The organism is Bacillus sp. F2HM (assembly GCF_019266135.1).
Classification (GTDB): Bacteria; Bacillota; Bacilli; order Bacillales; family Bacillaceae; genus Bacillus; species Bacillus safensis.
In genome coordinates this window covers 349,511-373,927 of sequence record NZ_LRMO01000001.1, presented here as the reverse complement: position 1 = coordinate 373,927, position 24,417 = coordinate 349,511, and the positions used below count along the sequence as shown (strand labels likewise).

20 protein-coding genes are annotated in these 24,417 nt (G+C 41.7%); 8 read left to right on the top strand and 12 right to left on the bottom strand.

Annotation, left to right across the window (positions count from 1 at the left end):
• Nucleotide 1 precedes the first annotated feature (1 nt).
• Nucleotides 2–850: a PRD domain-containing protein gene (locus AWT60_RS01835; RefSeq protein WP_073979552.1), complete on the top strand. Its 849-nt coding sequence runs from the start codon at nt 2–4 to the stop codon at nt 848–850.
• A 94-nt stretch (nt 851–944) separates the two neighbouring features.
• Here the strand turns inward: AWT60_RS01835 and AWT60_RS01830 are convergent, their stop codons facing one another.
• The 5 genes from AWT60_RS01830 to AWT60_RS01810 form a co-directional block, all read right to left on the bottom strand.
• Nucleotides 945–2,123, bottom strand: coding sequence for a Rap family tetratricopeptide repeat protein (locus AWT60_RS01830; protein WP_218676801.1), 1,179 nt, complete (start codon nt 2,121–2,123; stop codon nt 945–947).
• 656 nt (nt 2,124–2,779) lie between these two features.
• Entirely contained in the window at nt 2,780–3,541 is a 762-nt protein-coding gene (locus AWT60_RS01825; RefSeq protein WP_041087447.1) for an ABC transporter ATP-binding protein, read from the bottom strand.
• Between the two features lie 13 nt (nt 3,542–3,554).
• Nucleotides 3,555–5,882, bottom strand: a complete 2,328-nt coding sequence (locus tag AWT60_RS01820; protein ID WP_218676800.1) for an FtsX-like permease family protein — start codon at nt 5,880–5,882, stop codon at nt 3,555–3,557.
• Nucleotides 5,879–7,132 (bottom strand): MFS transporter, encoded by a 1,254-nt coding sequence (locus AWT60_RS01815; RefSeq protein ID WP_073979549.1) that lies wholly within the window; start codon nt 7,130–7,132, stop codon nt 5,879–5,881. The genes AWT60_RS01820 and AWT60_RS01815 overlap by 4 nt, the downstream gene beginning before the upstream one ends.
• A gap of 68 nt (nt 7,133–7,200) precedes the next feature.
• Complete coding sequence (locus AWT60_RS01810; RefSeq protein WP_041087453.1) at nt 7,201–7,851, bottom strand: TetR/AcrR family transcriptional regulator; 651 nt, start codon at nt 7,849–7,851, stop codon at nt 7,201–7,203.
• 158 nt (nt 7,852–8,009) lie between these two features.
• On the opposite strand from AWT60_RS01810, the gene AWT60_RS01805 reads away from it, so the two are divergent.
• From AWT60_RS01805 to AWT60_RS01775, 7 genes are all read left to right on the top strand, one after another.
• Nucleotides 8,010–9,122, top strand: a complete 1,113-nt coding sequence (locus AWT60_RS01805; protein ID WP_073979548.1) for a CdaR family transcriptional regulator — start codon at nt 8,010–8,012, stop codon at nt 9,120–9,122.
• Nucleotides 9,123–9,240: 118 nt separating this feature from the next.
• Nucleotides 9,241–10,512, top strand: a complete 1,272-nt coding sequence (locus AWT60_RS01800) for a GntP family permease (protein WP_218676799.1) — start codon at nt 9,241–9,243, stop codon at nt 10,510–10,512.
• A 29-nt stretch (nt 10,513–10,541) separates the two neighbouring features.
• Nucleotides 10,542–11,681: a glycerate kinase gene (locus AWT60_RS01795; RefSeq protein ID WP_218676798.1), complete on the top strand. Its 1,140-nt coding sequence runs from the start codon at nt 10,542–10,544 to the stop codon at nt 11,679–11,681.
• 92 nt (nt 11,682–11,773) lie between these two features.
• A complete protein-coding gene (locus tag AWT60_RS01790) occupies nt 11,774–12,112 on the top strand; it encodes a zinc ribbon domain-containing protein YjdM (protein ID WP_024423969.1) in 339 nt (112 codons plus the stop codon).
• A 319-nt stretch (nt 12,113–12,431) separates the two neighbouring features.
• Entirely contained in the window at nt 12,432–13,361 is a 930-nt protein-coding gene (locus AWT60_RS01785) for an ABC transporter ATP-binding protein (RefSeq protein WP_218676797.1), read from the top strand.
• Entirely contained in the window at nt 13,358–14,308 is a 951-nt protein-coding gene (locus tag AWT60_RS01780; RefSeq protein ID WP_041105772.1) for an ABC transporter permease, read from the top strand. The genes AWT60_RS01785 and AWT60_RS01780 overlap by 4 nt, the downstream gene beginning before the upstream one ends.
• Before the next feature lie 24 nt (nt 14,309–14,332).
• Nucleotides 14,333–14,761 (top strand): DUF4064 domain-containing protein, encoded by a 429-nt coding sequence (locus AWT60_RS01775; protein WP_024427571.1) that lies wholly within the window; start codon nt 14,333–14,335, stop codon nt 14,759–14,761.
• A 40-nt stretch (nt 14,762–14,801) separates the two neighbouring features.
• Here AWT60_RS01775 and AWT60_RS01770 read toward each other — a convergent pair whose 3' ends face one another.
• The 7 genes from AWT60_RS01770 to AWT60_RS01740 all read right to left on the bottom strand — a co-directional run bounded on the left by AWT60_RS01770 (nt 14,802) and on the right by AWT60_RS01740 (nt 24,385).
• Nucleotides 14,802–16,130, bottom strand: a complete 1,329-nt coding sequence (locus tag AWT60_RS01770) for a CitMHS family transporter (RefSeq protein ID WP_218676796.1) — start codon at nt 16,128–16,130, stop codon at nt 14,802–14,804.
• A gap of 279 nt (nt 16,131–16,409) precedes the next feature.
• Nucleotides 16,410–18,479 (bottom strand): beta-galactosidase, encoded by a 2,070-nt coding sequence (locus AWT60_RS01765; protein WP_218676795.1) that lies wholly within the window; start codon nt 18,477–18,479, stop codon nt 16,410–16,412.
• Between the two features lie 23 nt (nt 18,480–18,502).
• Nucleotides 18,503–19,711, bottom strand: coding sequence for a glycoside hydrolase family 53 protein (locus AWT60_RS01760; protein WP_041105765.1), 1,209 nt, complete (start codon nt 19,709–19,711; stop codon nt 18,503–18,505).
• A gap of 11 nt (nt 19,712–19,722) precedes the next feature.
• Nucleotides 19,723–20,565: a sugar ABC transporter permease gene (locus tag AWT60_RS01755; RefSeq protein WP_024423962.1), complete on the bottom strand. Its 843-nt coding sequence runs from the start codon at nt 20,563–20,565 to the stop codon at nt 19,723–19,725.
• Nucleotide 20,566: 1 nt separating this feature from the next.
• Nucleotides 20,567–21,805 carry a carbohydrate ABC transporter permease gene (ganP, locus tag AWT60_RS01750; RefSeq protein WP_056765307.1) on the bottom strand — a complete coding sequence of 413 codons (1,239 nt, stop codon included), beginning with the start codon at nt 21,803–21,805 and terminating at the stop codon, nt 20,567–20,569.
• Nucleotides 21,806–21,951: 146 nt separating this feature from the next.
• Nucleotides 21,952–23,217 carry a galactooligosaccharide ABC transporter substrate-binding protein GanS gene (ganS, locus tag AWT60_RS01745; protein ID WP_041105761.1) on the bottom strand — a complete coding sequence of 422 codons (1,266 nt, stop codon included), beginning with the start codon at nt 23,215–23,217 and terminating at the stop codon, nt 21,952–21,954.
• A 172-nt stretch (nt 23,218–23,389) separates the two neighbouring features.
• Nucleotides 23,390–24,385 (bottom strand): LacI family DNA-binding transcriptional regulator, encoded by a 996-nt coding sequence (locus tag AWT60_RS01740; RefSeq protein WP_041105759.1) that lies wholly within the window; start codon nt 24,383–24,385, stop codon nt 23,390–23,392.
• Nucleotides 24,386–24,417 lie beyond the last annotated feature (32 nt).

Sequence of the window (24,417 nt, the reverse complement as noted above, 5' to 3'; positions counted from 1 at the left end):
GATGTTTAAAATCAAAAAAGTTTTAAACTCGAGCGTGGTCCTGGCTGAAGATCAGAACCAACAGGAGATGGTTTTGTTCGGCCGAGGAATTGGCTATGGCCAGAAACCAGGTCAAATGATAGAAGAGAAAAAAGCGGACCAAGTCTTTATGTCAGTCGATAACATGAGAGCAAAAGAATTTCTTCAATTGTTAGATTCAATGCCTCAGGATTTTATCGATTTAACTCAGCAAATTGTCAAATATGCAGAAAAACGTTTAAACTCAACTTTAAATTCAGGTGTTTATTTTACCTTAATGGATCATTTGAATTTTGCAGTGGAACGTCATAAAAAGAATATTAATATTACAAATCGTGTGTATTGGGAAATCAAAAATTACTATACAGAAGAATTTGAAGTAGGGAATTACGCACTTGAGTTAGTCAATGACACATTGGGCATACAATTACCAAAAGAAGAAGCTGCCAATATTGCTTTTCACTTAATTAATGCATTAGGTGAAGAGTCCGAGTCGAAAGATGGTATGAAATACGCCAAGATGATCGGAAGTATTGTTAATCTTGTGCGCTATACGTTGAATATGAAAATGGATCAAGAGAATATTCATTACAGCCGGTTCATTACACATGTGAAATTCTTTGTAGAAAGATTTTATGCTGATAAATTATTATCAGATCAAGAAAATGAGTTATTTGAACAAATTGCACATTTATATCCTCAAGCGATGGATGTTGCTTTTAAGATCAAAGACTATATTAAACAGGTGCATAGTATCGTCATTCCTAATGATGAGCTTACTTATCTTGCGGTACATATACACCGCCTCATTTCTTATCAGCAACTAAAATAAATGTGGAACCACTTGCCTTGATGAGGCGAGTGGTTCTTTATTTGGCAAATGTTTATATTAAGTTCCGATAGGTCGTTCTGTAGTACCATTTTCATCATTTAATGAATTGAAAGTCCCTGTGTGTCCTAAAACAACGATGGTCAAAGTGATAATCAATAAACTCATTTTTTTCATTAGAATTCCCCCAGTCAATGATAGGATGTTTCACGCGATCAGCTTCCTTTAGAAAGAGATAGGCTTGATGAATTGCTCCCAGCTCTTCAAAGTGTTTTGCTGCTAATGCACTTAATTCACAGACTCCTTCAGCATCTTTTAATTTTTTAAGAATGCTGATTTCATCGAAACAGGCTTGAGCTTTTTGAGCCATATCTTCAGTGAAATATAGATGGTAAAGCAAATTCATTTTTGCTGTATAGATGGGGCATTTCTCTGATTCATGTTTTTGGTTAACCAATTCGAAGTAATAGAGAGCTTGTGTTCTTTCATCGATAGAAAGCAGCTCTTTCATTAACATGTACATGGAGTGATGGAAGTAGCACGATGAGAGATAGTCTTCGTCACTAAGAGCCTTTTCTAGGGCATCGATACATTTTTTTGATTCGCCAGCTTCGGCGTACAAAATACTGATATTATGATAAAGCTGTGATGTTAGAAAATGATCGTTTAGACTGTCTGCGATGTGTAATGCTTTTTTGTAGTAATTTTCTGCCCTTATAAAGTCGCCAATGTCCATATGATTAGCAGCGGCGATGACAAAGGCTGCAGCTAGTCTTCTTTCATATCCTTCATGGCTTTTGAAAATATCAATAGCATTCTGAATATAGTGTAGAGAAATTAGGCTTTGACGAAGCAGCATATATAAGTTGGCGATTTTCGTATGGAATTCTGCTACTTCTATTTCATCAGGAATGTGTTGTAGTTTTTTCTCAGCAATTTTAAACAGTCCAATGGCTGATGCATAGTCTCTTTTATATGACGCGTAAAGGGCTTTGTATAGGTAAAAATAGTATTCAATTAAGTCGTTTGTTTTAGAGAGGCAATCTGGTTCTGTCTGTTCCTTCAGTTTTATACCTCTTCGTTCATATAACATGAGCTTATACTTGCCTTCTAGCAATGAGTAATAGGTCAAGACCTCCTGATTCTCTTCCATTTTTTGAAGTAATTCCTTTACTTCTGTATACATTGCTTTTGCACTGTGTACATCATGCTTGCGAATTGCAATTCTCCAATCATTTAAACGATTCCCCACCTGTTCAGCAGAAATGATAGCCATGGAAATTTCACCTCTTTAAGTTCCTTTCACCTGTTTCATAAAAAACGATATCACAATTTTTGGTAAAATATAATCGTTTCGGTGAGGTGATTGACAAGAGGTAATAAAAAGGACCTAAGGTCATGCCATGTACGACATTGTAAGGGTGATTGCTTGTTAACACAAATGAATAAAATCTCTTTTTGGAAATCTAAAAAAGGGATATATACAATGGATTTTATGATAATGAACGGAAATATCACTCATATATTTGGAATAAAGAAGTTTTAGCTATTTCAGAGGGAAAATGAAAGGTCGATCTAGGAAAGAAAATCAGGTATGATGTTGCTAGATCATGAGATAAGAAACTGATAGATGACGACAAAAGTAAGTATTAAACACAAAATCCGACCTTTTAGAAAGGATGTTGAAATGAAAAAAAGATTTCAAAGCTTAAACAGACAAATCACAGTCATTATCACGACTCTATTACTTGTTTTAGTGACTCTATATATGTCAAAGAGATACTTTTATAGCAAAGAAATTGAGCTGATGACAGAATCTTGTCAACAAGCTGGCGGCAAAATTATCTTAGAAACAAATAGTTTGTCTATGGATTACTCGTTTGAGTGTCAGAAAAAGTAGAACAGGCAGTTTCCTGCCTGGTTTTACTCAAATTAAAAACCTAAATTTTGCAGCCATTGATTTAATCTCATTTCTCGGTTCTCGGCAGTTGAACGATCATATCTTCCTAATTGTAAACTGTCTGCCATTTCTCCGTCATTCATAAACATGATTCTTTCAGAACGAAGAGCCACCTTGGGGTCATGTGTGACAAGTAGCAGTGTTGCTCCTTCAAAGTGGATTCTTGAAAAAATATTCATCACTTCCTTTGTTGTACTGGAATTAAGAGCACCTGTTGGTTCATCAGCGAAAAGTATGTCTGGTTCATTCATGAGCGCTCGGCAGATAGCGGCTCTTTGAAGCTGTCCTCCCGATACTTCTGTCAAATATCTATTTGCCAAATGATCAATTTCAAGTTTTTCCATTAAATATTGAGCTCGTTCATTCACTTCTTGTCTTGGCTTTTTCTTTGCTAAATAAGCTGCTGCAATGATGTTGTCAAATAGATTAAGATTTTTTAATAAGTGGCTGTGCTGAAAGACAAATCCCATCTCAGTTAAGCGCAGAGCACTTAACTGTTTTTCTGTCATTTCTGATAGTGATCGGCCTTTATATTTGATCTCTCCTGTTGAAGCTGTTTCTATGCCGCTAAGCTGATAAAGTAAGGATGTTTTTCCACATCCAGAAGGTCCCATAATGGTCACGAATTCCCCGCGCTTTATCGATAAATGAATATCCTTAAGAATCGTTTGTTTCTGTCCTTTTAATGAATTGATATGCAATGACAATCGCTTCGTTTCAATCAAGTGTTCCATGTGAAACATCTCCTTATAAAAGTGTATGCCTTGTCGTTTGACTAGAAAAAAACGTCTTCAATAACCAGGTGATCAAAGCTAAATTGACAATAAATAGTGTGAGTGGATACACAACCGACACCCATTGCGGTGAGAGCCACTGAAGGCTCGACGCCCCTAATGAAGCTCCACCGACACTCATCAAAGCAGGACCAATTGTATTGACCGCGATTGTTCCAATAAAGGCGCCAAAAGAGAGAACAACGATAAAACTTGTTATATATTGTGCTGTTATATCTGTTATAGAAAATCCAATTGTTCTTAACATGTTGTTCCGGCTTGAATCTTTCGCCTTTAACATGTGCAGAAACATGAAAAGCATTAAGCTGGCGGTTCCAAAGGCAGCTAATGCAGCAAAAAATGCAACGACTTTTACGATAGCTGCTGTGCTGCCGATCGTTTGATGAACGTATTCTTTCATATCTGTCACTTTTGCAGGAGATGCCTTTTTTTCAAATATTACCTTTTTATCTGCAATATTTACTCTTGGTTTTAGTTGGATTTGAATGGTTTTCCAAAGAGCTGATTGAGGAAATGGCTGTGATATTGCTTTTGCTGTTTTGCCTCCATTGGTGACGTCCTGATAAATACCTGTCACCGTTCTTTGCGTTTCATGCCCGTTAGTTACGAGAGTGATTCTTTCTCCTATCTTTTTCTGAAGTGAATCCGCATTTAACACGGATAAGGCAATTTCATCATTCTTAAAAGGCTGCCGCCCTTGTAAATAGGTTAGTGGAAATGCTGAGAGCTCACCTGTTTCTAAGTAGAGCGTTTCTAATGTGTTCTCCTTTGATTTCGCCTGAAGAGAAGTAGTTTCATAGATGGCTGCTGTTTGAATGCTCTGATCCTCACGAATCATTGATTCTATTTCGTTTGTATTTTTCGCTAGATGATTTCCTTGGCGTATATCAATTCGAAGGTCACTTTTACCAGAGCCAAGGTAGGTGATGAAATTCGGTGATTGTAAGGTATGCCATAGCTGAATAGGCATCAGCATTAAAAATGTACAAAGTGCAATAATACAAGTAATCGTTGTGTACAACTTCTTTCGTGATATCAGGTCTTTTAAACCAAGCCAAATATGGATCGGTATAAACCTGCTTTTCTTGAGGTGCATAGGTGTTTTCTTCTTATGATTCGGTGAATTGATACCACCTTGAAGGGCTTGAGCAGCTGATATTTGACCAAACTTTCTTAGGACAGCATAGCTGCAAGAGATGACGATCATTGCCGTCATAATAGAAACAAAAAGCGGGATTAACAAATGAATAAAAGAAGGCTGATTCCCCATGTATTGCTGAATATTGGCCGTAAACATATCACCAAATATAAGTGTTAACACATAGCCTGCTATACATCCTGCAAAAGCAAGCACGGCATACTTTCCAACGTATAATTGCTTAATTTTTGTTAAAGGAATCCCAATTACCTTCAGTATGCCAATTTCACGTTCATCTTCTTCTATAGAAGCTGTCATAGCAAGATGGAGTGAGAGAAGGGCTATACTAATGAGCAGCAGGCAAACAAGCAGGAGAATGGCAATCACCATTCCATCTGTTAATGCATTCAGCATACGCAGCAAAGGCAGTGTGACAGCTGGGCCTTGTTGTGGCAGCTGTGATGATTGGTAGATTGCTTGAAAAGCATCTGTCTGCGCGGCATCATGCAGTAAAAATTCGATTAAGTACTCTTTTTGTTGAAACACTTGATTTATTGCATCCCAATCCTCGTTATGAAGAAGAAATCTTTTTGAACTGACAAGACTGGGGTTCATTTGTGCATCTCGCAAGAACGCTTTGATGCGAAAGGTGAATTGATTCGCCCCTTTCTCAATCAGTAACGTTTCACCTATGTTGAGCTGATACTTTTGTTGAAAATAAATTGGGACAGCCACTTCACCTTTATTGACCGTGAGCTTTTCGTTTTGTTGATTTAAAAGAAAATCAAAATTGCGATTTTGCTTCACAAATAAATGATCCATCACACCTGCTTTGGCAGGCTCATGTCCGAACCTGATGTTTGCATGTTCAATTGGTATCATTGGGACGATTTGATGAGCTTTTACCATGGACTGCTTACTTGAAAATGCTTCAATGTCTTTTTCATTTAGGTCGCCGTCATGCATTTGGACAAAGTCTGGCGCTTTAGCAGAATGGAGCAGGCCAGAAATGGACCCATTCAGCTGTACTGTCATTTGAGCTGCACTTGCTGCGAGAAATGAAGTCATCATGATGCAAATGGTTAAACCAATTGAAATAAGACGGTGGCGGGTTAAGTCTTTCTTTATAAAGGCGAATCTCATGAGGCTGATTCCCCTTCATGTTGAAGCATATTTTTTGTTAGGTAGGCTAGGGCAAACATGAAAACACTGACGATTAACACAGTCACATACATGTTGGCTGAAAACGTATTAAACAAGAACCCATACATCATTTGACCAAGCGGAACTGCACATTGAGAAACCATTGTTAGGTTGGCCATCACTTTTCCTAATTGGTGATTTGGTGTTTTCTTTTGAATATGTGATATCACAACGACCGAGATCATTGTAAGCAACATAGCAATTGGAAGACATCCTGCTAAAAAGAGAAAATAAGCTGGATAAGTGCCAAATTGTAGAGCCATAGTCGATGTTGAGAACGCCACAGGCAACAGGATGATGGCGATGACAAGCATCCAGCGATATAAAGTAGGAATGCGCCAATGCTTCGCTACAAGTCCAACTAGCAGAGCACCTGCGATGACAGCGAACTCAATCAAGCCCATTCCTACTCCATACATGATGTCACTGGTTTTCATTGTGACCCTTAAAATGATTGGGCCACCTACGATAAAAAATGGTGTAAGGATGAAATTTAACATTGCAGCAAGCAGCATGGTTCTTTTTAGAAACGGCTGGCTGCCGATATAAGAAAATCCTTGTTTCATATCTTTTATGAGCACTTTGCCCATAGAATCTGTCAGCGGACTAGAGGAGAAGGGTATTTTTAAACGTAAGAGCATGCACGCAGATAGGAAAAATACGATGGCACTGGCACCTATAATGAATTGACTTCCAATCATTCCGTATAGAACTCCGCCGATAACAGGTGCGAGAACACCAGAAAGTGCCTGAACGCCATTGACGATGCCGTTGGCTTGTTCTAATTGATCTTCTTTCACTAGCTGTGGAATGCTGGACATCACAGTAGGTGCATAAAACGTACTCATCACACCAAGAAGTATCATGACAGCTCCTATCATGTAGAGTGAATCATTTCCAGATAATAACCAGAAATAAAAAGCCAGAATCATGATACCGGTGAGGACATCAAATAAAATCATCAAGTTCCTTCTGTTAAACCGGTCAGCGACTGCACCAGATAATGGAGAAAGGAGAAACGGGATATTGGATAAAGCGAAAAGTAAGGCAAATAAATCAACTCGTTGTGTCATATCCAGCACATGTAAAGATAGAACAAACCGAATGAGAGAAGATCCGAAAACGGAAATAATCTGTCCGAGGACGAGGTAGATAAAGTGGGATGAATCTCTTTTGAATAATACATTCATAAATATCACTCTCCTTTTAGACCGACCGTCAGTCTATAATGTTGCAGGATTGGTATTGAAGTGACCAATCACTGATTATTTTCATCCGGCTCTCCAGATAATCGCTTCAGCAGGAAGGAAAAGCTTCCCTTTTCTGCATGCAATGAGGATTCGAGTATATCGATAAAAGCTAAAGCGCGTTGTATACTTTCTTCGGCTGACCATTGAAAGAGGCCTTCATCAAATATGACCTGTGCAGAAGCAAGAAGGAATTCAACCGTCTCTTGCGGATACTTCGTTTTGAATGTCCCTTCCTCTACACCTTGCTGAATGACATCTGCCAACACTGGTGATAGTTCTTTAATGGCTTTGATTAAGCTTTTTTGATGCATTTCTGCATTAGAAGGCTGATGGAACTGATCGATCATCCCTTGTTTATGGCTTCCTTGCTGAGGTGATTGCGCCATGATGATACGAAATAGTTTGTCAACGACTGGAAGGTCTGGATCAGCGGCAATACGCTTTGCCACGATGATATCTTCTTTGATGATCCTGTCAATAATGGCATCCATTACTTCTTCTTTGGATGCAAAGTAGTAATAAAAGGTGCCTTTGGCAATGCCAACGGCTTTTAATATGTCAATAATCGTTGTTTTCTGGTAGCCTTTGGTTGAAAAAAGCGCTTCTGCTGCGTTTAATATGTCATTTTTACGTTCCTCAGGATGTTTAACGGTTCTCATAAAGCCATCCTTTCTTTTAACTAGACTGTCGGTCGGTCTTTGATTTGATTAAACACTTTTTAGGGTGTCTTTGTCAATGGCTGGTTAAACACTTTGCATTTATTGTTCAAAGACACTATGATACATTGAATGAAAAACACCTTCAGGAGAGATGCCTCATGCAATTTTTAACCAGTGAATTGGCTCAAGAAATGGTTGAACGTACGATGCATATTTTACATAAAAACATCAATGTGATGAATGCAGATGGTGTCATTATTGGTTCTGGTGAACGAAACAGGATCGGCCAGAAACATGATGGTGCACGACTTGTGCTGACAAGCGGGAACAGTGTGGAAATTGACCAGGAGACCTCCTTGCGCTTAGAAGGAGTGAGACCGGGGATCAACCTGCCTATTTGCTTTCATGAACAAGTAGTTGGTGTGATTGGGATTACTGGTGAGCCAGAGGACATTCGGCATCATGCCGAGCTGGTGAAGATGGCAGCTGAACTGGTGTTAGAGCAATCTTTTCTGCTCGAACGGGTTCAATGGCGTCATCGAATAGAGAGTGAAATTGTCAATCAGTTGATTTCATATTCTGATGTTGGGGATCATCAGCTGAAAAATCGAGCTGCTTGGCTGGGAATGGATTTAGACAAGCGCCGAAGGGCTATTGTTTTTCAGCCAGTTCCATCCTCAGAGGATGCTGTTCATAAATTGATGCATGCGATTCAATATGATAAGAAGGCGGATGATTTACTTGGTATGACCTTTTGTCATGAATTGATTCTTTTAAGTCATTCCATACCTGAACATCAATTAAAGCAGGTGGCAGGTCACCTGCAAAGAACAATGCAAAGAGCAATAGGAGGCCAAGTGTTAGTGGGGATAGGGACTGTCGCTGACGACATCAGCCAGCTGCCAATTTCTTTTCAGCATGCGAGAGAAGCTCTGAGATTAGGGAAGGCTCTTGATCCGGAAGAAAGCATGTATTTCTTTGAGTCTTATCAGCTGGAAAGCGTATTTATGATTGCGGGAATTGCTGAAAAGAAAAGTCGATGGACTGACTTTTACAAGCCGCTGACACAAGAAGCAGAGCTCGCCCATACATTAAGGGTTTACATTCAAGAGGGCGGTGATTTGCAGAGCATTGTTGATCGTTTATTTATTCATCGGAATACATTGCGTTATCGTTTAGACAAAATTCAAGAATTGACCGGAAAAGACCCTCGTCATGTAAAACAGTTAATCGAGCTTTATATGGCGCAGTTAATGAATCAATTATCTTGATTGTGCAAATGCACAATTGAGTAGAGCGATAAATGCAAAAAGTTCATCCAGATTCACAACACAATCCCTTTGGGTAAACGCTTACAATTGGAGAAAGATATTTTTGGGGGGATTGAGGATGAGTGGAGATGTAACGGTAAGTACTCTGGGAGCTATGGCGGCGCTTTTGATCGCGATTGTTCTCATTCTAAAAAAAGTATCACCTGCTTATGGCATGCTGGCAGGTGCATTTATAGGCGGCTTGGTTGGCGGTGTAGATATTGTTCAGACCGTCAACGTCATGATGGAAGGTGCTAAGGACATGATTCCGGCTGTCCTTAGAATTATGGCGGCAGGTGTACTGGCTGGTGTTCTCATTGAGTCGGGTGCAGCGTTATCGATCGCTGAGGCCATCGTGAGAAGGCTTGGTGAGGCGAGGGCACTATTAGCACTCGCACTTGCAACGATGATTTTAACAACAGTGGGCGTTTTTGTAGATGTTGCGGTTATTACGGTAGCGCCCATCGCACTTGCCATTGCCAAACGCGCAAAGCTCTCAAAAACAGGAATTCTTCTTGCTATGATTGGAGGCGGGAAGGCAGGAAATATCATGTCACCGAATCCGAATGCCATTGCCGCTTCAGATGCTTTTGGTGTACCTCTGACTTCAATGATGGCTGCGGGTGTCATTCCAGCTGTGTTCGGGCTGGCGGTTACATATGTATTAGCTAAAAAGCTTGCAAACAAGGGGACACCCGTTCTTGAAGAGGAAACCGGGCAAAGTAAAGTTCAAATACCTGCTTTTTTTCAAGCACTGGCTGGTCCGCTGGTTACCATTTTATTGTTGACTTTAAGGCCGCTTTTTCAAATCAATATAGATCCAATGATCGCCTTACCGATTGGAGGGATTGTGGGCGCTCTTTTCATGAAAAAAGGGAAATTTCTCAATGATTATGCGATGTCGGGGCTTCATAAAATGTCAGGTGTCGCGATCATGTTATTAGGGACAGGTACATTAGCAGGAATCGTATCGAATTCTTCCTTAAAAGATGTGTTTATTCAGGCACTGGATGCATCGGGTTTACCTCCATATTTACTTGCACCAACTTCAGGGATATTTATGTCAGCCGCTACTGCTTCGACAACAGCAGGAACGGCGGTAGCGAGTGGTGTTTTTAGCGGAACACTGATTGGGCTTGGTGTGTCTGCTCTTTCAGGGGCAGCCATGATTCATGCTGGCGCAACAGTGCTTGACCATATGCCGCACGGGAGCTTTTTCCATGCAACAGCAGGAAGTGTTCAAATGGATATTAAAGAGCGTTTGAAGCTCATGCCTTTTGAATCGTTAATCGGTTTGACGTTAACCGTTGTATCGACCATTATTTTTGGCGTTTTCCAGCTGTTTGGCTGAGGACATGATAAGAAAAGAGGGGCTTTAGGATGAAAATTGTGATTGCACCAGATTCATTTAAAGAAAGTTTATCTGCTTATGAGACAGCATGTGCCATTGAACGAGGATTTCGTTCTATTTTGCCAAACGCAGAATATATCAAACTGCCAATGGCAGATGGAGGTGAGGGGACCGTTCAATCATTGGTCGATGCGACTGGCGGACATATTGTTCATCAAGTGGTCACGGGCCCGCTTGGTGAGCCAGTGGATGCCTTTTTTGGCATGTTAGGAGACGGTCAAACTGCTGTCATAGAGATGGCTGCAGCCTCTGGTTTACATCTTGTACCGCGAGAAAAACGTAATCCGTTATGGACGACATCGAGAGGAACTGGTGAATTAATACTTGCAGCGCTGGATAAAGGAGCGAAGCATGTGATCATTGGGCTTGGCGGAAGTGCAACAAATGATGGCGGCGTTGGAATGATGCAAGGATTAGGTGCAGCTTTCCTAGATAACACAGGACATTCCCTGACGTCAGGCGGCGGGGCACTTCATCAATTAGCTTCAATTGATTTATCTGGACTCGATCCAAGACTGCAATCCGTCCGTCTGGAGGCGGCTTGTGATGTGGATAATCCTTTAACAGGTGAGAGAGGAGCGTCTGCTGTTTTCGGCCCTCAAAAGGGAGCAGATGAAGAAATGATTCAAGTATTAGACAAGAACCTTGCTCATTTTGCACGAGTAGCTGAAAAGCAGTTCAATGTATCCTTTAGAGAAGCAGCAGGGGCGGGAGCGGCAGGAGGACTTGGCGCAAGTTTATTAGGCTTTTTACAAGCCGATTTGCAAAGAGGAATCGATATTGTGCTGAAGGCTGTTCATTTTGATGACGTTATCAAGGGGGCAGACCTTGTCATTACGGGAGAAGGCCGAATTGACCGGCAGACCATTTATGGAAAAACGCCAATCGGTGTAGCCAAAGCAGCGAAGCAGTATAATCTGCCCGTGATTGGCATTGCAGGCTCTCTTTCAAAAGGCAGTGCAGTCGTACATGATCATGGAATTGATGCACTTTTTAGTATCGTTCCAGGTATTACCTCTCTTTCTGAGGCGATACGCGATGCGGAAATTCATGTAGAAAGAACAGCTCGGAATATCGCAGCTGTGTTAGAATTTGGAATAAAAAAGTAAACGATGAAAAATGTTTCCTTTTCCATCACATTCCTTTTATAGAAATGTGGTAAAATCGATATAAATGATGTAGAAAGTTGGAGGAAACAAAAATGTCTAATCTACCGAATTGTCCTTCGTGCAGCTCACCTTATACTTACGAGGACGGCAGTCTGCTGGTTTGTCCTGAGTGTGCGCATGAATGGTCACTTGAACAAGAACAAGCGGCAGAGGAACAGCTTGTGGTCAAAGATGCGAATGGGAATCTGTTAAGTGATGGAGACACGGTCTCTGTCATTAAAGACCTAAAAGTAAAAGGTTCTTCATCCGTTTTAAAAATAGGGACGAAGGTCAAAGGCATTCGTTTAGTTGAAGGCGACCATAACATTGATTGTAAAATTCCTAGCTTCGGCGCAATGAAATTAAAATCAGAGTTTGTGAAAAAGATATAATGTATGGAAAGAGGCTGTAAGAGGCCTCTTTTCTTTATTTATAGGTGAAAGGAATAATCTCAAACAAAATTCCATACATATATACCTGTTGAAAAAGGTTCATTTTTTAAAAAATCAAGCCTCTTTTCACATAAAAACCCGCAGTTTTCTTAACTCTACCTTAAAAAAGGCAGATGATTCGCTAAATTTTGGCTAATCCCCTTCACAACTTTTGGGCATTGCTGTACCATATGGAAGTGTTCTTCTATTTTTGACGGATCATGGAGTTTATCAGGAAATAGAATGATAGATGATACTTAGACAAAGAAGGAGAGGTAACGTGACGAACGTTTTAGAACTGCATAATGTATCTAGACATATTAGCGGGAAAAAGATTGTTCAAGACTTGAGCTTTTCTGTCCAAGCGGGCGAAGTCTTTGGCTTCTTAGGACCTAATGGTGCAGGGAAAACAACAACCATTCGTATGATGGTCGGTCTTTCTCCCATTACATCTGGTGACATTCTGATTAATGGTCATAGTATTCAAACATCCTATCAGCATGCCATCCAACATGTCGGTGCGATTATTGAAAATCCAGAAATGTATAATCATTTAACAGCAAGACAAAATCTTGTTCACTTTGCCAGAATGAATGGGAAAGTGGATGAAGCGCGAATTGATGAGCTGTTAGAGCTAGTCAGCTTACAGCATGTGAAGCATAAGCGTGTGCGTACATTTTCATTAGGAATGAAACAGCGATTGGGCATTGCGCAGGCACTCATACATAGACCGAAACTGCTAATCTTAGATGAGCCAACCAATGGACTTGATCCTGAGGGAATTCGAATGATACGAGATTACTTGAGAAGTCTTGCGAAGGAAGAAGGACTGGCTGTAATTGTTTCAAGCCACCTCATGTCAGAGATGGAATTGATGTGTGATCGCTTTGCAATTATCCAAACCGGAAAGCTGATTGCGATTGAGGATCAGCGTGCTGAGACGAAGCAGGATGATTTGGTTAATTATCGAATGAAGGTAGCAGCCGGGGAGCTTGAAGAAGCACAGAAGCTCATTGATGCATTTGAGGAAGGCGTCATTGTAAGAGAAGAGGAGCAGTACTTATTTTTCTCTATGCCAGAACAAAAAATGCCAGAATTAATCCGTCATTTGAGCAGCGCGTCTATTCATTTGTACGAGATCAAAATTGAAAAACAAACCTTAGAAGATAAGTTCTTAAGCTTAACAGGTAAAAAGGAGGCAGATGTATGATTCGCCTCATTCAAAACGAGTGGATGAAAATCAGTTATCGTGTTGGAACTTGGATTATGGTTGGGCTTCTTGTGTTAGGTATGGTTGCCACGCTGATCTTTGTAGTGAAAACAAATGACAAAGATCAAGCTTCAGGTGATTGGAAAACCCAGCTAGAAATGATGAATAAGGAAAACAAGAAGGAGCTCAAAGAGACAGAGAATGGTTTCTTTAAAAGAGAGCTTGAAAAAGAGATCGCTATTAATGATTATCGAATCAAGCATAACTTGCCGCCGGCTGATCAGTTTAGCGACAGTGTATGGGACTATGTGAAAACAAACGCCAATTTACTTCAACTAGTCGGTGTGTTTGTGATCATTATTGCTTCCACCATTGTATCGGCTGAATACAAGCATGGTACAATTAAATTATTATTGATTCGTCCACCATCAAGGCTAAAGATCCTAATATCTAAATATATTACGGTGCAGCTGTATGCTCTTTTACTTGTTGTGGTGCTATTTATCTTGTCATTCATATTGGGTGCTATTTTCTTTGGACTTAACACTGATTATGTGAATTTGGTGTATCAAAATGGTGAAGTGATTGAACGTTCGCAGTTTGCAAATATGGTCTATTATTATCTTGCTCATTGTGCAATGTTTGTCGTTTTGGGAACCCTTTCGTTCGCCATTTCTACAGTGTTTAGAAGTGAAGCTATCTCTATTGCCATTAGTGTGTTAGCGTATATTGTGGGTGGATCAGTCACAGGTATTTTAATGCTCTTCTTTGATTGGTCAAAATATCTGTTATTTGCAAACGATCCATCCCAATACTTTATGGAACAGGTTACTCTTATCGAAGGTATGTCCCTAGGATTCTCACTAACCGTCCTAGTCATCTATTGGGCTATTTTCTTAGCTATTGCCTTAATCGTCTTCCAAAAGCGAGAAGTGAAAACAGGTTAATTTAACTTTTTAGGAGGTTTACACATGATTAAACGTAAAGGTGAAAAAATTATGGGGATTATTAGTATTGTCCTCAATGCCATTGGTGTCGGCTTTGGGGCATTAATCCTTTCTGTGGGTCCATCTTTTTATGATGAAATCAATGAAGTGTTAAAAGAGGAAGGGGAAACATTGCCGATTGAAACGCTCCAGGCTTCGGTTCATGCATTTGGTACTCAGTTCATGGTCGTTTCCGCAATTGCGGCTGTGCTGTCGATTGTAGGTGTGATTTTCTTGAAAACTGACCGTCGTGCCGTGCTTTCAGGTATTCTTTTCTTGGTTTCTGCTGTGACTCTTTTAATTGGAACAGTTGGCCTTGCATTCGCTCCAATGGTTCTATTGTTTATCATTGGATTAATGTCTCTTATTAGAAAGCCGAATTCAGACATTCACACAAGTGAATATCCTTCATAATGAAAAAAGACATGCGTCGCTGTGCGCATGTCTTTTTTATTTAAATAATGCCTATCAGTTTGGCAACGATCAATAAAACAATACTGAATCCCCACATCCAGAAGAAAGAGTAGCGAATATGTTTCCCCATATCGACTCCTGCAAGACCGATCGCAAGCCAAACGGCTGGAGCGAGAGGACTGACAAAGGTTCCTATGATGTTTCCGATCATCATGGCATACGCCGCAGAAGTGCCCGTCACGCCGACCTCAGATGTGATTGATTCGACAATTGGCAGAAGGGCGTAATAATAAGCGTCTGTACTTGTCAGCATATCCAGTGGTACCCCAAACATCCCGACAATGATATGTAAAAATGGAAGCAGGAAAGCAGGTAGAATCTGAATGCTGTCCACAGCAATAGCTTTTAGCATTCCTGTTCCTTCGAGAATTCCTAGAAACGAACCTGCGGAGAAAATAACGGCGGCCATCATGAGTGCACTAGGTGCATGCGCCTTGATTCTCTCCATTTGTACATCCACTTTCGGATAGTTAATTAATAGTGCGAGAGAAAGACCAATCATAAACATATAACTAGCCGGAATCACGTTGAGCACAAGAAGGACAACTACGGCTATAAACAGAATGAAATTCACCCAGATCAAGTGATAACGTTTTAAAGCGGCATCACCTGTCTCGCTAATGGATTGAATAGCCCGGTCCCAATCTGCGCCTTCTAATTGAACAGCAGCGATTTCATTTGCGGCGATTTTCACCCGAATGCGTTTTTCTTCCCTTTTTCCTAAAATAAATGCCATTCCTAATACGAGAACGACCCCAATGAGCTGAATGGGAATGAGCGGCACCCAAAGTTCAGATGGGTCCATATTCAACACACTTGCTGCCCGCCCTGTGGGGCCAGCCCACGGCACCATATTCGTTAAGCCAGCACTTGTCCCGATCAATAACAGCAATAAATACGGACTCATATGTAATTTTTTGTAAAGTGGAAGTAGTGCAGGTACAGTTAATAAAAATGTAGTCGCTCCTGCTCCGTCTAAATGAGCGATGACTCCTATTAGAGCTGTCCCAATCGCAACCGTGACAACATTTCCCTTTGTCAGTTTAATCAGCGTTTTTATTACAGGTTCAAAGAACCCTGTATCTTGTAAAATGCCAAAAAATAAAATGGCGAAGATAAACATGGTCGCCACTGGCAGTACTTTAATAATCCCTTCTTCAAAGAATGATTGAATGTCATTAATCCCAAAGCCTGCGATGAATGCCCCAATTAAAGGCACCATGACCATGGCGACAATTGGACTTGCTTTCCCCAAAATCAGCAGCACAACAATCGTTAAAATAATCATCAATCCAACAAACGTTAACATAAGCCCCTCCCCCTACAAATAAAACGTTTACATTTGTCTATACTTTTCATCCAATGCATTCCCACAAGTGCATTGAAAAAAAAGGGTATCAAATTTATGAGTATTAAGCAACCGCTTTCATACCTATACAATGGTAAAAAAGGATGGAGAGGCCAGTCGTGTTGCGGCATCAAATATTGTAAAAAAATTTAGATAAAAATAACGATTAAAGTTCATAATAATTAATATAGGTATTTAGACTCATTAAATTAAAAAGCGCCCAATAAATGGACGCTTCTTTCAACGATTTTTCAAGATGACATACTCGTAAGGGTCAAGTTGAAGCTGCTCAGGCACTTGCTGTCCAGTCAGCATATTCTCATAGTTTGCCTCTGAATCTAGTGACATGTTCTGCTGCTCTTCTGTGAAATTCATCAAAAACACATAGTCCTGCGTACCGTCTGTTCGTTTTTGTACACTGACTCCTTCTGGAATTGCAGTGGATAGGACGGGCTGTATGCCAATACCTGCGATAAGGTCTTCGTAAAACTCATCATAGAAACCCTGCTCATTTTCTGAGGCCATATAGTATGCTTTCCCTTTTTCTAATGAACGGACAGTCAGGGCCGGCTGTCCTTCGTAGCAGCCATTCTCAAAATGCCCTAACACAGAGGCCGTTTCAGGATGTATAGATTCGCAATATTGTCCGACATGATAGGTGCGTCCATTCCCTGTGGTCATTAACACATGTTCATCTGGCATTAATGTGTTGATTTCCTCTGCCCAAATGCCAAGTACATGGCGGAGAGGACCAGGGAAACCGCCGAGGAAACAGAGATCATTTTCGTCGACTATGCCGCTCCAGTATGTCGCGATAAAAATGCCGCCCGCTTTGACAAAGGCTTCAATTTTTTCTGCAACGCCTGGTTTGATCATGTAGAGCATTGGCCCAATGAGCACACGATAGGATGAGAAATCCTTTTCCATCCCGACAATGTCAACAGGGATGCCTTTTTTCCAAAAGCTTCGATAGTGAGTTTGACAAGCCTCTACATAGCGTTTGTTTGTGTTATTTAAGCCTTGCGCATCATCAATGGCCCAGTGATTTTCCCAATCGTAAATGATGGCGACCTCTGGCTGAACGGACGTGCCCGCAATTGGCTGCAGCTGCTCCAGTTGTTTCCCTAGATCAGCCACTTCTTGGAACACACGCGTATGTTCATGACCAGAATGATCGACAACGGCACCGTGGAATTTCTCAGAGGCGCCTCGGCCTTGCCGCCACTGGAAATAAAGCACGGAGTCTGATCCGTGGGCAACTGCCTGCATGGCAGAAAGGTGTGCCATGCCTTTATGTTTGACTTTGTTCACTTCATGCCAGTTCACAAGGCTCGGCGTACTCTCCATGACGAGAAACGGCTGTCCGTCCTTTAAGGAACGATACAAATCATGTACAAAGGCAACGTTTGATGCTAATTCGGCCGTTGTTTCTCTGCCGCTATGCCAAGCTGGATAGCTATCCCATGAGATCACATCGACCTCTTTTGCAAATTGATGATAATCCAGACCAAGGAATGGACGCATATGCGGGTAGTCGCCCATAAAGTTCGTGGTGACTGGGATATGAGGTGTTAATTCCCGCAGCGGCTCAATTTCATTTAGATAAAAATTGATCGTTTGTGCTGTGACAAAGCGTTTCCAATCCAGGTTCATGCCGTGAATCATGTGCTCCCCGTGCGGTGCAGGTGACTCGATTTGTGACCAATCGCTATACGTGTGGCTCCAAAATCCCGTCCACCATGCTTGATTCAAAGCCTCAAGATCGTGGTTGTATTTGTTCTTCAAATAGTCTCGAAATGCTTCCTGGCACAGGTCGCAATGACACTCGCCGCCGTACTCATTCGAAATGTGCCACATGATCAGTGCTGGATGATCCTTGTAGCGTTCCGCAAGCAGCCGGTTGAGTGTATTCGTTTTTTCTCGATAAACCGGAGAGGTGAAGCAATGATTATGGCGCAGTCCATGTAAGTTACGCTGACGATTCGCTTCGACGCGTAAAACCTCAGGATAAGCTTGTGACAGCCAAGCAGGTCTTGCCCCGCTTGGCGTTGCGAGAATGGCGTGTGCCCCCTGCGCTGCCAAGCGGTCCATGATGTCATCCAGCCATGCAAAGTCATACTGACCTTCTGCTGGCTCTAGCTTACTCCATGCGAAAATGTTGATGGAGAATGTTTGACAGTGTGCAAGCTTCATTAATCGAAAATCTTCGTCAATGATCTCTGGCATATGGAGCCATTGATCTGGATTGTAATCGCCACCATGCAAAAAGCCTTTCACATTTGGGTGAACGAGTGGGTAACGCTTTCCCATTTTGTCACGTCCTATCCTTTTAGTTACGGTGTCATTTGTTTAAATACATCAAGAGATGGCAGTGCTTTTCCGTTGAAATCAAACATCGCTTGATTTTCCCACGCATTTCCGACAGTCCCGGTTGTTTGGATATAAGCGAGCCCGTATTGACTAGACCACGACGCGCCTTTTGCTGGAATCCAAAGCGGCTCCCAATAAAAGAACCCCTTCCCGCGGTTGTTGTTTACTTGTGAAATCTTTTCGGATAGATCTCGTATAAAAGATGCCTGGCCTTGAGGTGAGGCTGGATAGCCGGCTGTATTCACAGAGTCTTGATTAAATGAGTTATCTAGGTTGTCACCGTTTGCTGTCGTAAAGCCGTAAGCAGTTTCTACCACGATGACGTCTTTATTATAGCGGGCACTAATATCATTCATATTGGACGTAAGACCGCTAAAGCCGCCGTCCCAATACGGGTAATAAGATAAACCGATCGTATCGAAGGAGACGCCTCGTTTTGTGATTTCATCAAACCACCAGCGGGATGCACCATTGTCTCCGCCATGTGCAAGGTGAAGCATGATTTTGATGTTTGAATCGACAGAGCGGACGGCATTTGTGCCAGCTTTTAGCAGAGCAGCGAGCCGGTCAAATTCACCACCGCCTTCACCCCAGCTTTTTCCGTTGGGCCATAGCATGCCTGAGTTTAACTCATTCCCGACCTGTACCATATTTGGTAGGGCATTTTGTGCTTTCATCGCTTTAAGTACATCGCTTGTGTAAGTGCCAACAGCTTTTTCTAAATCGCTTTGGGAGAGATTGATCCAAGCTTTCGGTTTGAACTGTTTACCGGGATCGGTCCAGAAATCACTGTAGTGAAAATCAAGCAGCACTTTCATGTTTTGTGCTTTTGCACGTTTCGATAAAGCGATGGCTGTATTGAGATCATTTGTACCGCCGTTATAGGCACGGCCTTGATTGTCATATGGATGGTTCCACAGTCTGATACGCACATAGTTGACGCCTTTATCTTTTAATAGTTTGAGCGGGTCAACCTGCTTTCCGTTCTGATCGTAGTATCTGCCGCCGCTTCTCTCCACTTCTGCAAGCATGGAGATATCGGCTCCTTTGATGAAATCACCTTGCAGGCCATTGATCGGTTTCACAGAAATCGTATCGGCCTTTGCTTCAGGCAGAATACCTAACCCCATCAGAAAGAAAACGACAACAGTGACGAGCAACCATTTCTTCATCAAATCTCCCCTTATCCTTTTGTCCCGCCTTGTGTAAGGCCGGATACAAATTGTTTTTGTAAAACAAGAAACAATAAAGCGACTGGAATCGCAATGAGTAAAGCCCCGGCTGCAAAGGTCGTGTAGCTGGCACCCATTTTGTCTGACACAAGATTGTACAGACCGATTGGGAGCGTATACATTTCGGGTGAGCGGACAATGACACTGGAAATGATGAAATCCCCCAGTGGACCTGTAAATGAGTTGATGGCGACAACGGCTAAGATGGGTTTAGCGAGTGGCATAATAATTTGGATGAAAATCCGGAAATGCCCTGCGCCGTCCATTCTGGCTGATTCATCGAGATCCTTTGGAATTGCATCAAGATAGCCTTTCATTAAATACGTATTCATCGGAATTTGTCCACCTGCATAAATCAAAATCAGGGCAAGGTGGCTGTTAATGAGTCCAAGCATTTGAGCAAGAACAAAAATCGCGATCAGCGCTGAAAATTGAGGAATCATTTGCAGCAGCAAAAAGAGCATCAGCCCATTTTTCCGTCCTTTGAAGCGGAATCTGGAAAAGGCATAGCCTGTAAAACTGACAAGAACCAGCGTTAAAACCATTGTGGCAATACTGATCTTCATTGAGTTCCAATACCATTTTGCATAAAGTGCCCCCTGCCCAAAGAACAGCTCGGTGAAGTGGCTGAACGTTGGATTCTTCGGAAACATGCTTGTACTCATGAGGCTATTCCCAGGGTTAAAAGAAGCACCGATCGTCCAAAGCAGTGGATATAGAATACAAATGGAGGCAATGAAAAGGATAAAATAAGTGATGCTCAGGCGAATGAGCTTGTTTTGTTTTGATCCCATATCACATCATGTCCTCCTCTTTGAATGAATTCGTTCTCTTAAACTGCCAGAGTGCAATGGCGATGACAAAGATCGAAAGTAAGATCGTGACAGCGGCAGCAAGTGCATATTGAGAAGACTGCATCGTGAGTTTGTAAATCCAAGAAACCAAGATGTCCGTTCCCCCAGCAGTTGAGCCAGCGACAGGCGGTCCTCCGCCATTAAATAAGTAGATGATATTAAAGTTGTTAAAGTTAAACGTATATTGCGTGATTAATATAGGCGCAATGGAATAAAGGACAAGCGGTAACGTGATGGACCGGAATTTCTGAAAGAAGTTTGCCCCATCAATGGTCGCAGCTTCGTATAGATCCTCTGGAATTGCTTGCAAAACACCGGTTGTCATAATGAAAACAAAAGGAAATCCAAGCCAAGTCTGCATCGCAATGAGGGCAATTTTGCTCCAAAATGGATCTGTCAGCCATGGTTTTGGATCAATTCCAATCGATGCAAAAAGTGTGTTGTTAATGGCTCCAAATGTATCGTTGAACAGTCCGGCAAACACCAAAATGGTCACAAAACCTGGAACAGCCCAAGGAAGAATCAAAATCGTTCTAAAAAACCGTTTGCCTTTTAAATCCTTCTGATTGAGCAGAACCGCTAGAAAGATGCCGACAGCACATTGAAGGGTCGAAGCAGCCAACGTCCATACAACGGTCCAGCCAAGTACATCAATGAAAGTGTCTCTCCAAATATCAATTGAAAAGATATTTTGAAAGTTCTTGATCCCTACCCAATCGATCAGATTGGCAGGAGGCGAGTGGTATAAATCGTAGTTCGTAAAGGCAAGCGCAAAGCTGAACATAATAGGAAAGACAACAGAGAATAGAAGTAAAAAGAAAGCAGGAGTGCTCATTAAGTAAGGAAAGCCTTGGTCGATCAGCTGATGATATTGAGCTCGGATGGAATGGAGCGGAATCCCTTGATCACGTTTCTTTCCGTTCATAAAAGCATCACGCATCATGAGTACGTAAAAGCCGATACCAAAACCAGCTGTTAACAGCGCAATAATCCCTTTTGCTAAAAGGAAAACAGAATTGTCACGAGGCAGCATTGTACCAAGTGTGAACAGCCCCCAAAAGCCAATATTGAATAAATCATAAAATACGATGAAAAAAGAGACGCCGAACAGGAAAAAAAGTGCCCCTTTGCCGTACTGTTTGTTGTATATCTGCCCCATCCCGGGTATTAAGGAGAACATTAGCGCCCGTCTCCGGTGTGTCTTTGATTCCACTATGTGTGTGCGGTCTAGTTCAAGGTTACCCGTCACGTCTAACACCTACTTCATATGAAATTAGATCAAATACGGGCAGCTTGATAGACTTAAAAGCTACCCGTGTTTGATGATTATTTAGAGTGATTTGCTTTAATTTGAGAGTCAATTTGATTGACGGCATCATCAAATGCCTTTTTCACATCTGTGCGGCCTGTTGCAATGAGACCTAACGCGCTGTCAATCGGCTTCCACACCTCTGCCATTTCAGGGGTATTCGGTGTCAGCGTGGCATATTTCGTTTGTTTTGAAACAGCATCCGCATTGGCGTTTCCAGTAATAATTGGATCCTTCATCAGCTTTTTCACTGGTGGAATTTCCTCTGTTACTTCGAATCGCTTCTTCGAATTTTTTTCATTCGTGATAAACTCAACAAATTTCTCAGCAAGGTCTTTATTTTTAGAATAAGAGGAGACGTTGTAGCTCTTTACACCTAAGAATGAGCTCATATGCTTTCCATTAGGGAGTGTTGGCAGCTCTGTTACGCCATAGTCAATTCCAGCTTCTTTATATGGACCAAATGACCATGGCCCAGAAATGACAGCTGCCGCCTTTTTCTCTGTGAATAAGGAGTTGAGGACATTGATTCCTTGTTCACCAATGATGCCTTTAGGGAAAAGTCCTTCGCTAAAGAATGTTTGAATGTATTTTCCGCCTTCAACCGCGCCATCGTTGTTCAGTCCAATATCATTCACATCATAGGAGCCATCGCTTTTCTGTTTGAAAATATAGCCCCCTGATCCTCCTAATACACTTTGGGCATAGTAAATTTCATCCCATTTCGCAACAAAACCGTATTTCCCGTCTTTTGTCAGCTTTTTCGAAAGGTCATACCAGCCATCAAGTGTAGTCGGTGCCTTTTTGACAAGGTCTTTGTTATAGAAAAGCACTGTCGTTTCAACGGATTTAGGAAGGCCATACAGCTTGCCGTCTACCGTTTGTGATTGAATGGATTCGTCTGTAAAGGAATTGATCACTTTTTGATCAGGCTTGATTTCCTGTAACAGTCCCTCAGTGACAGCTGATCCAATTTGATCGTGAGGCATCGTGATGACGTCTGGGCCTGTCCCGGCTGCTCCATCAAGGCGGAGAGCTTCGATTTGGTCGGCATACGCTTTTTCGACCACTTTGATTTTCACATCGTTTTGTTTTTCAAATTCTTTTACAGCGTCTTGAATCCCATCAGACTTTTTGACATCCTCCCATACTAGCAAGGTCTTTGTACCTGTAGATGCTGGCTGTGTCCCGCTTGAATTGTCATCTCCTGGCCCGCATGCTGAAAGCAGAAGCACAGCAGTACCAACGACTGCTGATAATGTCGCCCATTTTCCCTTTTTCATTGGTAATCCCCTCTCGTTCTTTTTTCACAGATGATAAGAAAACGCTTTCTTAATGTGAGAATATCAACTTAAGTAAAAAAAGTAAACATATTTTATTAAATTTATTAAGTAAAATTTTTTACTCGTATAGAGAGAAAAGAAGCCCTCCACTTTGGCAGGACTTCCAGTTTGTTTATATGGTGCTTTTCCGAAAGACAGGCTCTGAGGCAATCAGCACAGTTTTAGGCAATGTTCTGCCGTCCACAAGTCTTTCTAAAAGTAAATCGATCGCTGTCTCACAAAGTAATGACGTATGGATATGATACGTGGTGAGCGGCGGCGACACATATTGAGACACATGAATATCGTTGATACTAAAGACGCTGACGCGGTTCGGCAGAGAAAATCCTCGCTCATTTAATGCTTGTAAGCAGCCGATGGCAAGAGGGTCACTAGCGACACAAAAAGCGGTGGGCAGATCATCACCAAGCTCGTCGATCGCCTTCATCATCAGCGAATAGCCTTCATCTACTGAGAAATGGTGGCCGATATAGACCAATCGCTCATCAAGCATATGGCGGGCCAGCATGTATTCACGGAAAGTCGTTTCACGAATATCTGGAATGTGCACGTTCGTATTGAGATCAAGGTCTGTACCGCCAATGAATCCAATGGATTGGTGCTCTTTTTCGATAAAGGAATCGATGATCTTTTCAACAATTCGTTTCAGGTTCGGTTTTACTGAATCAAAACGGTCTTCATCAGGCGTTGTATCAATAAAGACAATATGCGGAGTGATCGCATATAATTGGTCAAGCTCTGACGTTTTAAAGCGGCCGATGGCGATGATTCCTTCTGTAGCAGAATCAATGGAATCAAGCCCATCAGATGGATTGTAAGCGGTGACATTTAAGCTCCGAGTATTGGTGAGTTCCTCAATACCGAGTCGAATGGATTTAAAATAAATATCTTCAAGCTCTTCCTTTTCGGTCATCCAATAGAGAAAGGCGATTTTTTTTAATGAATGTTTGAATGTCTTCTTTTGGTAGGACAAAGCTTCTGCGGCGGCATATACTTTTTCGCGTGTTTGATCGGTGACAGATAGGTTGGGATCTTGGTTCAGTACGCGAGATACCGTTGCAATGGATAAGCCTGCTTTTTCTGCAATGTCCTTTATTTTAGCTGCCAAATCAGCACCTCCTATAGGAAATATCTCCTCTT

Coding starts and splice junctions, on each gene's coding strand:
- AWT60_RS01815 (WP_073979549.1), bottom strand. CDS start 7,132: ATGAATGTATTATTCAAAAGAGATTCATCCCACTTTATCTACCTCGTC.
- AWT60_RS01760 (WP_041105765.1), bottom strand. CDS start 19,711: ATGAAGAAATGGTTGCTCGTCACTGTTGTCGTTTTCTTTCTGATGGGG.
- AWT60_RS01780 (WP_041105772.1), top strand. CDS start 13,358: ATGATTCGCCTCATTCAAAACGAGTGGATGAAAATCAGTTATCGTGTT.
- AWT60_RS01800 (WP_218676799.1), top strand. CDS start 9,241: ATGAGTGGAGATGTAACGGTAAGTACTCTGGGAGCTATGGCGGCGCTT.
- AWT60_RS01755 (WP_024423962.1), bottom strand. CDS start 20,565: ATGGGATCAAAACAAAACAAGCTCATTCGCCTGAGCATCACTTATTTT.
- AWT60_RS01825 (WP_041087447.1), bottom strand. CDS start 3,541: ATGGAACACTTGATTGAAACGAAGCGATTGTCATTGCATATCAATTCA.
- AWT60_RS01820 (WP_218676800.1), bottom strand. CDS start 5,882: ATGAGATTCGCCTTTATAAAGAAAGACTTAACCCGCCACCGTCTTATT.
- AWT60_RS01775 (WP_024427571.1), top strand. CDS start 14,333: ATGATTAAACGTAAAGGTGAAAAAATTATGGGGATTATTAGTATTGTC.
- AWT60_RS01795 (WP_218676798.1), top strand. CDS start 10,542: ATGAAAATTGTGATTGCACCAGATTCATTTAAAGAAAGTTTATCTGCT.
- AWT60_RS01830 (WP_218676801.1), bottom strand. CDS start 2,123: ATGGCTATCATTTCTGCTGAACAGGTGGGGAATCGTTTAAATGATTGG.
- AWT60_RS01805 (WP_073979548.1), top strand. CDS start 8,010: ATGCAATTTTTAACCAGTGAATTGGCTCAAGAAATGGTTGAACGTACG.
- AWT60_RS01790 (WP_024423969.1), top strand. CDS start 11,774: ATGTCTAATCTACCGAATTGTCCTTCGTGCAGCTCACCTTATACTTAC.
- AWT60_RS01770 (WP_218676796.1), bottom strand. CDS start 16,130: ATGTTAACGTTTGTTGGATTGATGATTATTTTAACGATTGTTGTGCTG.
- AWT60_RS01810 (WP_041087453.1), bottom strand. CDS start 7,851: ATGAGAACCGTTAAACATCCTGAGGAACGTAAAAATGACATATTAAAC.
- AWT60_RS01835 (WP_073979552.1), top strand. CDS start 2: ATGTTTAAAATCAAAAAAGTTTTAAACTCGAGCGTGGTCCTGGCTGAA.
- ganP (WP_056765307.1), bottom strand. CDS start 21,805: ATGTTCTCCTTAATACCCGGGATGGGGCAGATATACAACAAACAGTAC.
- AWT60_RS01765 (WP_218676795.1), bottom strand. CDS start 18,479: ATGGGAAAGCGTTACCCACTCGTTCACCCAAATGTGAAAGGCTTTTTG.
- ganS (WP_041105761.1), bottom strand. CDS start 23,217: ATGAAAAAGGGAAAATGGGCGACATTATCAGCAGTCGTTGGTACTGCT.